This window comes from Microcystis sp. BLCC-F209 (assembly GCF_041928595.1).
Taxonomy (GTDB): Bacteria; Cyanobacteriota; Cyanobacteriia; order Cyanobacteriales; family Microcystaceae; genus Microcystis.
In genome coordinates this window covers 1-9241 of record NZ_JBHFLL010000151.1, presented here as the reverse complement: position 1 = coordinate 9241, position 9241 = coordinate 1, and the positions used below count along the sequence as shown (strand labels likewise).

General features: G+C 44.1%; 11 protein-coding genes and 1 tRNA gene. 7 read left to right on the top strand and 5 right to left on the bottom strand.

What is annotated here, in order from left to right; all coding sequences use genetic code 11:
• Positions 1 to 44 precede the first annotated feature (44 nt).
• A complete protein-coding gene (locus ACE1AQ_RS09410) occupies positions 45 to 230 on the top strand; it encodes a hypothetical protein (protein ID WP_374808296.1) in 186 nt (61 codons plus the stop codon).
• A gap of 198 nt (positions 231 to 428) precedes the next feature.
• On the top strand, positions 429 to 1832 hold the full coding sequence (locus ACE1AQ_RS09405) for a TldD/PmbA family protein (RefSeq protein ID WP_008205004.1): 1404 nt from the start codon (positions 429 to 431) through the stop codon (positions 1830 to 1832).
• A gap of 408 nt (positions 1833 to 2240) precedes the next feature.
• Here the strand turns inward: ACE1AQ_RS09405 and tatA are convergent, their stop codons facing one another.
• From tatA to ACE1AQ_RS09385, 4 genes are all read right to left on the bottom strand, one after another.
• Positions 2241 to 2417, bottom strand: a complete 177-nt coding sequence (gene tatA, locus ACE1AQ_RS09400; protein ID WP_002763330.1) for a twin-arginine translocase TatA/TatE family subunit — start codon at positions 2415 to 2417, stop codon at positions 2241 to 2243.
• A gap of 159 nt (positions 2418 to 2576) precedes the next feature.
• Entirely contained in the window at positions 2577 to 4007 is a 1431-nt protein-coding gene (gene lpdA, locus ACE1AQ_RS09395; RefSeq protein WP_008206878.1) for a dihydrolipoyl dehydrogenase, read from the bottom strand.
• Between the two features lie 427 nt (positions 4008 to 4434).
• Entirely contained in the window at positions 4435 to 5133 is a 699-nt protein-coding gene (locus tag ACE1AQ_RS09390; RefSeq protein ID WP_008206877.1) for a hypothetical protein, read from the bottom strand.
• 304 nt (positions 5134 to 5437) lie between these two features.
• A complete protein-coding gene (locus tag ACE1AQ_RS09385) occupies positions 5438 to 5923 on the bottom strand; it encodes an orange carotenoid protein N-terminal domain-containing protein (RefSeq protein WP_008206876.1) in 486 nt (161 codons plus the stop codon).
• Between the two features lie 133 nt (positions 5924 to 6056).
• On the opposite strand from ACE1AQ_RS09385, the gene queG reads away from it, so the two are divergent.
• Both queG and ACE1AQ_RS09375 read left to right on the top strand, forming a co-directional pair.
• Positions 6057 to 7004, top strand: a complete 948-nt coding sequence (queG, locus tag ACE1AQ_RS09380) for a tRNA epoxyqueuosine(34) reductase QueG (RefSeq protein ID WP_008206875.1) — start codon at positions 6057 to 6059, stop codon at positions 7002 to 7004.
• A complete protein-coding gene (locus ACE1AQ_RS09375) occupies positions 6994 to 7632 on the top strand; it encodes an HAD-IA family hydrolase (RefSeq protein WP_008206874.1) in 639 nt (212 codons plus the stop codon). Before queG ends, ACE1AQ_RS09375 begins: the two co-directional genes overlap by 11 nt.
• An 88-nt stretch (positions 7633 to 7720) precedes the next feature.
• Here the strand turns inward: ACE1AQ_RS09375 and ACE1AQ_RS09370 are convergent.
• Positions 7721 to 7806: transfer RNA gene (locus ACE1AQ_RS09370), tRNA-Leu, on the bottom strand.
• Between the two features lie 172 nt (positions 7807 to 7978).
• On the opposite strand from ACE1AQ_RS09370, the gene ndhL reads away from it, so the two are divergent.
• The 3 genes from ndhL to ACE1AQ_RS09355 are packed head-to-tail and all read left to right on the top strand — an operon-like array spanning position 7979 to position 8977.
• Positions 7979 to 8218 (top strand): NAD(P)H-quinone oxidoreductase subunit L, encoded by a 240-nt coding sequence (gene ndhL, locus ACE1AQ_RS09365; protein WP_002732218.1) that lies wholly within the window; start codon positions 7979 to 7981, stop codon positions 8216 to 8218.
• Positions 8219 to 8238: 20 nt separating this feature from the next.
• Positions 8239 to 8544 (top strand): DUF3007 family protein, encoded by a 306-nt coding sequence (locus tag ACE1AQ_RS09360; protein ID WP_002783731.1) that lies wholly within the window; start codon positions 8239 to 8241, stop codon positions 8542 to 8544.
• Positions 8545 to 8548: 4 nt separating this feature from the next.
• Positions 8549 to 8977 (top strand): RimK/LysX family protein, encoded by a 429-nt coding sequence (locus ACE1AQ_RS09355; protein WP_008206872.1) that lies wholly within the window; start codon positions 8549 to 8551, stop codon positions 8975 to 8977.
• Positions 8978 to 9241 lie beyond the last annotated feature (264 nt).

Genomic DNA, 9241 nt, shown 5'->3' with positions numbered 1-9241 from the left:
ACCTGAAATCACTTAACTAAGCTGTTAAGCATTTAAATTGCTTGTTGAGACGAGGCAAGAGGCAAGAGGCAAGAGGCAACAGTAAAGGGATTGGGGGAGATTCGGCTAATCTTAAGAATAAGTGCTTTAAATGCGTCTTAGGTTATCAGTTATCAGTTATCAGTTATCAGTTATCAGTTATCAGTTATCAGTTATCAGTTATCAGTTATCAGTTATCAGTTATCAGTTAGAAAGGGGATATAGGGATTTAGGGAAATTTCAGCCAAATGCCCCACTTCCCCATCACACCCGACACCCCATCTCCCCACTACCCCACTACCCCATCTCCCCACTTCCCCATCACACCCGACACCCCATCTCCCCACTACCCCATCTCCCCACTTCCCAATTCATAATTCATAATTCATAATTCATAATTCATAATTCCTATGACCGATACTATCACCGACTATAAAAACCTAATTAGTGAACTGATTAACCGTTATAAAAACCGCGTCGATTTCCTGACAATTCGTCTAGAAGAAGCGCGGGGGACTAATATTCTACTGCGTTCCGAACGAGTGGAAACCCTCAGCGAAGGTATTGCTATCGGTGGTCAGGTACGCGCCTGTTATAAAGGAGGTTGGGGATTTGCCAGCTTTAATCAATTATCCAGTTTACAGGAACGATTAGAAGATGCGATCGCTGCCGCCCGTTTAATTGGGGAAGAAGAAACCCTGATTGCTCCGGTAGAACCTGTAATTATCTCCTGTGAATTGCCTTTAACGGGAACAGATCCCCGTTTAGTACCATTAGCCGATAAAAAAGCCCTCTGCGATCACTATAATAACCTATTGCGTCAACACCATCCCAGTATTGCCACCACTTCCGTCCGTTATAGCGATAGTAGTCAACATATTCTTTTAGGTACTTCTGACGGGACTTTAATCGAACAAAAATGGTCAGACTTAGAGATGCGTTTTTCGGCCACCGCTAGGGATGGGGACAGCGTACAAACGGGCCGGGAAACCACAGGATCCCGAAAAGCTTTCGAGGATCTGGTCAATTTAGAGGAACAGGTGCAGGGGTCGGCTAAACGGGCCGTACAAGCCCTAGTTTTGCCCCCTGTCAAGGGCGATACCTACACCGTCGTCATCGATCCCATTTTAACCGGTCTGTTCGTCCATGAGGCTTTTGGCCACCTTTCCGAGGCAGATATGTTATACGAAAATCCTGACCTTTTGGAAGTGATGAGTATGGGCAAACGTTTTGGACCAGATAACCTGCAAATCTTTGACGGGGCCTATCCGGAAGGTCATCGGGGCAGTTATTTTTATGACGATGAGGGAACCCCGGCGACGACGACTCAGTTAATTAAAGATGGGGTTTTGGTGGGAAGACTGCATTCGCGGGAAACGGCGGGCAAATTAGGCGAAAAACCGACCGGTAACGCTCGTTGTCTCAATTATCATTATCCGCCCATTGTCCGCATGACCAACACTTGGATTGAACGGGGAACCACTGCGGTTAAAGAGTTATTTTCGGGCATAAAAACGGGAGTTTATGCCCAAAATTGGCAGGGAGGCATGACTAACGGCGAAATGTTCACTTTTAGCGCCGGGGAAGCTTGGATGATTCGCGATGGAGAAATTGCTGAACCCGTTAAAGATGTTACTCTCTCCGGTAATGTCTTTAAAACCCTAGCCAATATTGAGGCAATTGGGGATGATTTCTACTGGGACGAGTCGGGAGGCTGCGGAAAAGGGGGTCAAAGTGGTTTACCCGTCGGCTGCGGTGGCCCCAGTCTCCGTATCCGCGATGTGGTGGTGGGGGGAGAAGCCGATATTCAGTAATCAGTGATCAGTAAACAGTAATCAGTGAAAAGAAAGTGGGAAACTACTATTTAATACTGATAACTGATAACTAATAACTGATAACTGATAACTGCTATAGCGCAGTTTCATACAGCCGAAATCGGGTGTATCCCACATTTGCAAAAATACCGACAATCAGCAATTATCAGTGACTCTTAAATTAGTACAAAAATATGAACAATCGCGTGTAAGCATCTGACAGTTAACCTAATGCGCGGGGGGTTTGGGGGCGGCGCCACGCCCCCAACGGGGGGTTTGGGGGGTAGAACCCCCCAAAAGCTTGGATTGAGTGATAAAACCGAAAGTAACGCCCAATTTTAGGAGAAAGTTTCCCCTTAAAAATCCCAAATTAGTAGATTTACAAAAATGAGATGCACCCGCCGAAATCTATCTCATCTTCTCATCACTGTCTTCAATTTCTTGATCATCTTGATTGATTTCTTCTTTAAATCCCCGTAAAGTTTTCCCCAAAGCTGCCCCAAATTCGGGTATTTTTTTCGGTCCAAATATCAGGAGAACAACTACAGCAATAATTACTATTTCTGGCCAACCTAATCCAAACATAATCTTTAAAGTAAAAAGTAAAAAAAGAGAAAGGAGTCAGAATTCAGGAGTCGGAAACTTGGAGAATTGCCAGATTCTGTCTTTTGCACGAGTGCCTGTTGCCTCTTGCCTTCAGAAGCTGATCACTGATCACTGATAACTAATAACTGATAACTGACTCTATGCTGCCACTTCAGCGCGTTTATAAGCTTCGTCGAGGACTTCTGAGAGAGTCGGATGGGTGTGGATGCGGAAAGCGAGTTCATGGACGGATTTACGTTCAGCGATCGCATTGGCCGCTTCTTGAATTAAATCCGATGCGTGGATACCGATAATATGAACACCGAGTAATTCCCCCGTATCCTGACGATAAACGACTTTAGCGATGCCTTCCGTTTCTCCTTCCGCTAAAGCTTTAGAATTTCCCTTAAAATAGGTCTTGACAGCAGCGACTTTATACCCTTCTTGCTGTGCCAAAACTTCTGCTTGCGGTTCCGTTAAACCCACATAACTAATCTCGGGGTGGGTAAAAGCAGCAGCGGGAATACTGCGATAATCGATGGTTTTTGGGCGATTACAGATATTTTCAATGGCTATTACCCCTTGACCCGAAGCAGCGTGAGCTAACATCATTTTACCCGTAGCATCACCCACGGCCCAGAGATGGGGAATCGGTTCACCGTCCTGAATTACCTGCATTTTGTCATTAACGGCAATAAAACCGCGTTTATCCAGTTCTACCCCCACAAATTCCAATCCGAGATTCTTGGTTGCCGGGATTCTTCCTGTAGCGACTAAACAAGCATCTACTTCTAAAATTTCGATCGCTTCTTTGCTTTTTGCGTCCACCAGTTCAATGGCCACGGGATTCCCCGGTTTAATACTTTTTGCCAAAACTCCCACATAAGTCTCGATGTCTCTAGGTTTAATCAGAACTCTTTCCGCGATTTTCGAGATTTCTGGGTCAAATCCAGGCATGAGACTATCTAAAGCTTCGATCATCGTTACTTCACAACCCAAAGCGGTGTATATATCCGAAAATTCCAGACCGATATAACCACTACCGATAATTGCAATCCACTTGGGTAAAGTTTCTAATCTAACGGCCTCATCACTGGTAAAAACCGTTTTATGATCGATCTCGATCCCCGGTGGGACAAAGGGAACCGACCCCGGACAGAGCATAATATCCTTAGCGGTGTAGATTTTTTCGCCACTATCCCCGATGACGCTGACTTTTTGCGGGCCGGCGATTTTTCCCCAACCGTGGATAGTATCAACCTTGAGACGTTTAAGACTATTAGTGAGATCGCCTCTAATTTTACTAACAAGGTTGTTAGCATGATTAGCAATTGTCGGACGGTCAAAATTAACGCCACCGATGGCAATACCTAGACTTTTCAGATGGTCACTATCGGCCAATTCGCGCACTCGTCCCGAGGCTGCCAGCAAAGCTTTAGAAGGAATACAACCGCGATTAACACAGGTTCCTCCCATATCTTTGGCTTCAATAATAGCTGTTTTTAGCCCACATTTGACTGCGTGTAGGGCTGCCCCGTGGCCACCAACTCCAGCACCGATAATAATTAAATCGTAGTCGAATTCACTCATAGTCTCTCTGACTCTCAAAGTTAGCATTATCCCATTTTACGATCCACTGCGATCAAGCGGTGCTATCCCGGTCAAAAACTGGAGCCAGTTTTTAGCCATCAGGCTCTTGTGCATTGAAACTGGGTATTGGCAATTTTAGGACAAGTCGTTACTAGACCTCTGGTAAAAATCAAAAATTGTTGTTACGGTTAGGAGTCGGTCATCAGTAGTCGGGAGAATTGAGAATGAATAATAATGGTCTATTCACAGATTTTATGCAATTTAATCCTTATTTTTGCCGTTTTTGAATCCTCAAAAATTAATTATGCTTTCCTGAATCAAAATATGAATACTAATCGTGCATCCTATCCATAAGTTAGTGTAGTGCTAGGTTGTAAAAATTAGACCTCCCGCCAATACTTTGCTAGATGAAGGAACCATCTTTCTCCTACCATAATTTAGGCTCGAAACCAGAATCATTAATGATTTCTACCGTTTCTCCCGATGGTTTAATTACAAATAAACCTTGTTTATAGGCATAACGATCTACTCCTTCATCTATTTCTATTCCCGCCACTGCACCATAAGCTTGATAGTTTTTATAATGGGGAAATGCTTGTTTAAATCGACTTAATTTTTCTAAAAACTCGTTGACATCATCTTTCGATAAACGAGACTTACATTCTACTAAAACTACCTCGGTTTCATCGACGGCTAAAATGTCAATCTCCATGGCTATTCCTTGCCGTTTTACCCTGGCACGACTGTAGGTTTCTTTGACATCGATACCTTTGGCACGAAATAGGCTAATAACAGCAGGTTCGACTAATTCCTCGACAAATCTTCCCCAGCGAGTGGTTAAACTATCCACAGCACGACTGGTATTAGCCACTGTTTTCTCTAGCTTGGCTAAACGGCGATCGGCTTCAGCAGCCCGGCGATCGGCTTCGGCGGCCCAGCGATCGGCTTCGGCCTTGGCTTCGGCGGCCCGGCGATCGGCTTCGGCCTTGGCTTCAGCAGCCCGGCGATCGGCTTCGGCCTTAGCTTCAGCAGCCCGGCGATCGTATTCTTGGCGTGATTGTTCAAACTTTTCGTTAGTTTTCTCGAAAAGTTTATAGATATCTTCGATGGTAATCGGTTGAGACATGGTTATTTGTTTTAATCTTTCTTAGTTTAATATAATTGTACTACCAAAGTACAAGTCATTTTGGGGACGGGTGTTAATTCAGCAAGTCAATAGTTACAGCGGTTCTCCTCAAGATCAAGTATGACGGTATTGGGCATCGACCAGCTACTGTTCCGCAGTTCCGGCGTTCCCTAAAATCGGAGACTTCCTACCTCACCATGAAGATAACTGCTCTCGATAAAAAACAACCCCTAACCTCTCGGCTAGGAGTTATGGATCAAGGTAGTTGTTTGGTCAAAATTAAAGATAAAGATGAGTTGAAAAACTAGGCAAGAGGATCTACACCCATGTCCACTACAGCATTGCGTAAAACGGTGATTTGTTGGCTAAAGTCCAGTCTTTGCAGAGCGGTGAGGACGATATTTGCCTCGCGAGTCATTTTGTAGTTAGCGGGGACGGGAACCACAGTTCCTTCCTTCATCATTTCCGCTAATTGATACCAGAAAGCTAGTTTGGTGTTAACACTGAGAACACCGTAGGAGCGGGTAATCGGATTGCTGACTTTTTTAACCAAATCGCGCATGGTTTCTAATTGTTCAGAGTGGGACATGGCTTTAATTTGGCTCAGTAGTCCCTCGGCAAATTGTAAACGAGCGGCTCCCGGTGCGGCGGGGGTAATAGAGCGACCCATTTCCGTATAGGCGAACCAGAGAACGGCTAGTTTATCATCGGTGTTCAAACTTTTGTATTGAGCGGTGGTGCTAGGAACATCGAGCGCCAAAGTGTTGAATGCAGATGCAGTGTAAACCATAATAAGCCTCAGAGGTGATTGTTCATTTAATTTAGAGACCTGCTTACTGCCTTATCTCTTTACCTGCCCATTATGTAACAAAAAATTTAGGATTGCAAATAATTGTTACAAATACTTGACTTAAGATATTTCTATGGTGACAGAAACACAAATCAAAGAAAAAGCGCTAGAGTTGGGCTTCCATGGGGTCGGTATTGCCTCTGTGGACAGCCAAGACTCGGCGGTATCCCATCTAAAAAGCTGGTTAGAGCGGGGTTATCACGCTGATATGGATTGGATGACTAACCCGAAACGACAGGATATCAAAACTCTTTGGCCAGAAGTGCGATCGCTAATTTGTCTTGCCATTAACTACTACACCCCCCAGCAACAGAGTCAAGAACAAAACCACGGCAAAATTTCTCGTTATGCTTGGGGAAGGGATTATCACAAAGTATTAAGTAAAAAATTAAAAGCCCTCAGTCAATGGTTAGAAAGTCAGGGGGAGCAAATTCAAACCCGTTACTATGTGGATACGGGACCTGTACAGGATAAAGTTTGGGCGCAAAGAGCAGGGATCGGCTGGATTGCCAAGAATGGCAACTTAATTACCCGCAATTACGGCAGTTGGGTGTTTTTGTCCGAAATATTAACTAATTTACCTTTAGAACCCGATCGACCCCATAGCGCCCATTGTGGCACCTGTAGCCGTTGTTTAAGCGCTTGTCCCACCCAAGCAATAGTTAGTCCCTATGTGGTGGATGCTAATCGCTGTATTGCTTATCATACTATCGAAAATCGTGCTGTCACTTTGCCTACAGAAATTGCCAAGAATTTACAAGGTTGGGTAGCCGGCTGCGATATCTGTCAAGATGTCTGTCCTTGGAATCAACGTTTTGCCCAAGTTACCGACGTGGAGGATTTTCAACCTCGTCCCGAAAACCTCTCGCCAAGGTTGGATGAATTAGCTAATCTAACTATAGAGGAGTGGGATCGTCGTTTCATCTCGTCAGCCCTACGTCGGATTAAACCCCAGCAGTGGCGACGTAATGCCCAAGCTAATTTAGCTCATTCCCTTAACCCCGCACAAGATGACAATTAAAGTAGTCCTGTTCGATTTTGATGGTACTATCGCCGATACCCACGATACCTTCGTGGAGATTGTCAATCGTTTGGCTAAAAATTTTGGTTATCAACCCATCAACGAGGAAGATTTGGCCAGACTAAAAAACCTTAGTTCCCAAGAAATTGTTAAACAATCCCAAGTTTCCCTCGTTAAAATCCCTTTTTTACTCCATCGAGTTAAACGGGAATTAAATAAACAAATTGAATGTCTGAAACCCTTCCATGGCTGGCATCACTGCCTCGCCACTCTTAAAGCAAGAGGCTATAGATTAGGAATCATAACTTCTAATACCAAAGAAAATGTCACCATATTTTTAGGTAATAATCAACTCTTAAATTTATTTGATTTTATCTGTTCGGGAACGCCTTTATTCGGCAAACACAAAATTCTCAATCGCCTGCTCCGACAAAATAAATTCTGTCCCGATGAAATGATTTATGTCGGCGATGAAACTAGGGATATTACTGCTGCCCAAAAAAGTCAAGTGCAAGTGGTGGCAGTCGCTTGGGGCTTTAATTCCCCTCAAATTCTCACTCAATTTAACCCCGATCATCTTATTCATCATCCCCTAGAATTATTGGATATTTTAGATAGGGCTGGCTGAAAAAGTTTTTTCTGGGGGCAGGGAGAGGAAGTCTGGGCATTTGTACTAAAATACCCAATACTCAGTTTAAATATAGACTTTCGATGGATGGGGGCAGAGAGACTCGAACTCTCACGAGCTTATAAGGCTCAACGGATTTTAAGTCCGTAGCGTCTACCATTCCGCCACGCCCCCGTTATTTGACCGACAATTTTTTATCATATCATAAATGATTTAATTAGCAAGAGTATTTTCAGTAAATTATTTTAGCCTGCCAATTCGATCGCCACAAAAGGGGAAAGACAGGGTAAAATAATTAGCAGGTGAATTGCCGTTCGCCGACAGCTATTGAGAAAAATATATCCTTATGCAATCAATTCTGACGCAAGAAACCATTATCATCGCCCTGATCTACCTATCTCTCAGTGTCTTGTATTTGCTCGTCATTCCCGCCGTTATCTACTACTACCTCAATACGCGCTGGTATGTGGCATCTTCTTGGGAAAGAGGGTTTATGTACTTTCTGATGAGCTTTTTCTTCCCCGGTATGTTGTTGTTAAGTCCTTTCCTTAACTTCCGTCCCCAACGTCGTACCCTCAAAGCTTAAGTTATCAACCAAAAAAACCCATGAGACGCATAGATGTCATCGGGATCGGTATAGGGATGTTTGCTATGGGCGGCATCCTCTACATTGTCCTGCAAAAAACCGGTTTAGATAGTGCTTCGGCGGGAATTTGGAGTCAAGCGGTGTTGGTGGGTGGTGTCATCGGTTGGATTTTTACCTATCTGTTTCGAGTCGCCACCGATAATATGACCTACGGCAAACAGCGCAAGGATTACGAAGATGCCGTCTTTAAAAAACGCCTGGAAGCGATGACTCCTGAAGAAATCGCCCAAATGCAGCGGGAAATCGAAGAGGAAAAAACTAAATAGATAGATGAAACCCGATAAAATCATCATTGGTTGGCGAGAATGGCTAGATTTACCTGATTTAGGCATTACCAAAATTAAAGCCAAGATTGATACAGGCGCTCGCTCCTCGTCCCTACACGCTTTTCATCTACATCGTTTTCCCGATGGCGATCGCAGTTTGCTGCGCTTTCAAGTGCATCCCTACCAAAAAGATAGTCGCCACACTGTCACCACCACCGCAGAAATCCTCGAATGGCGACGGGTAAAAAATTCCGGGGGTCAAAGTCAACTACGTCCAGTAATTAGAACAAGTGTATTACTAGGCGGTCATCAATGGGCGATCGAATTAACCTTGACTAATCGCGATGTCATGGGTTTTCGGATGTTATTAGGACGAGAGGCCTTGAAAAAAGGCTTTCTTGTCCATCCGAATAAGTCTTTTTTACTGAGTTAAGTTATATTTAGGGTTTGCGGCAAAAAGTTTTTCGGTGGTGGCAGGGTGTGGCCCCCAACCCCCCCGACATCGGGGGGGCAGGGTGGGTGTAGGGTTTTACCGATTTTCAGGTGGTCAACTACCTAGGGTCTGCTGAAAAAGTCATTGAAAAGTACAGGTCTCTTAATCAATGATTTCACTTAGCTACAAGCATAAGCTTTAGTTGTTGATTAATTTTTAAGTTATAACTTATCCTAATCATTGACCGAGAAAAAGTGCTGTTTT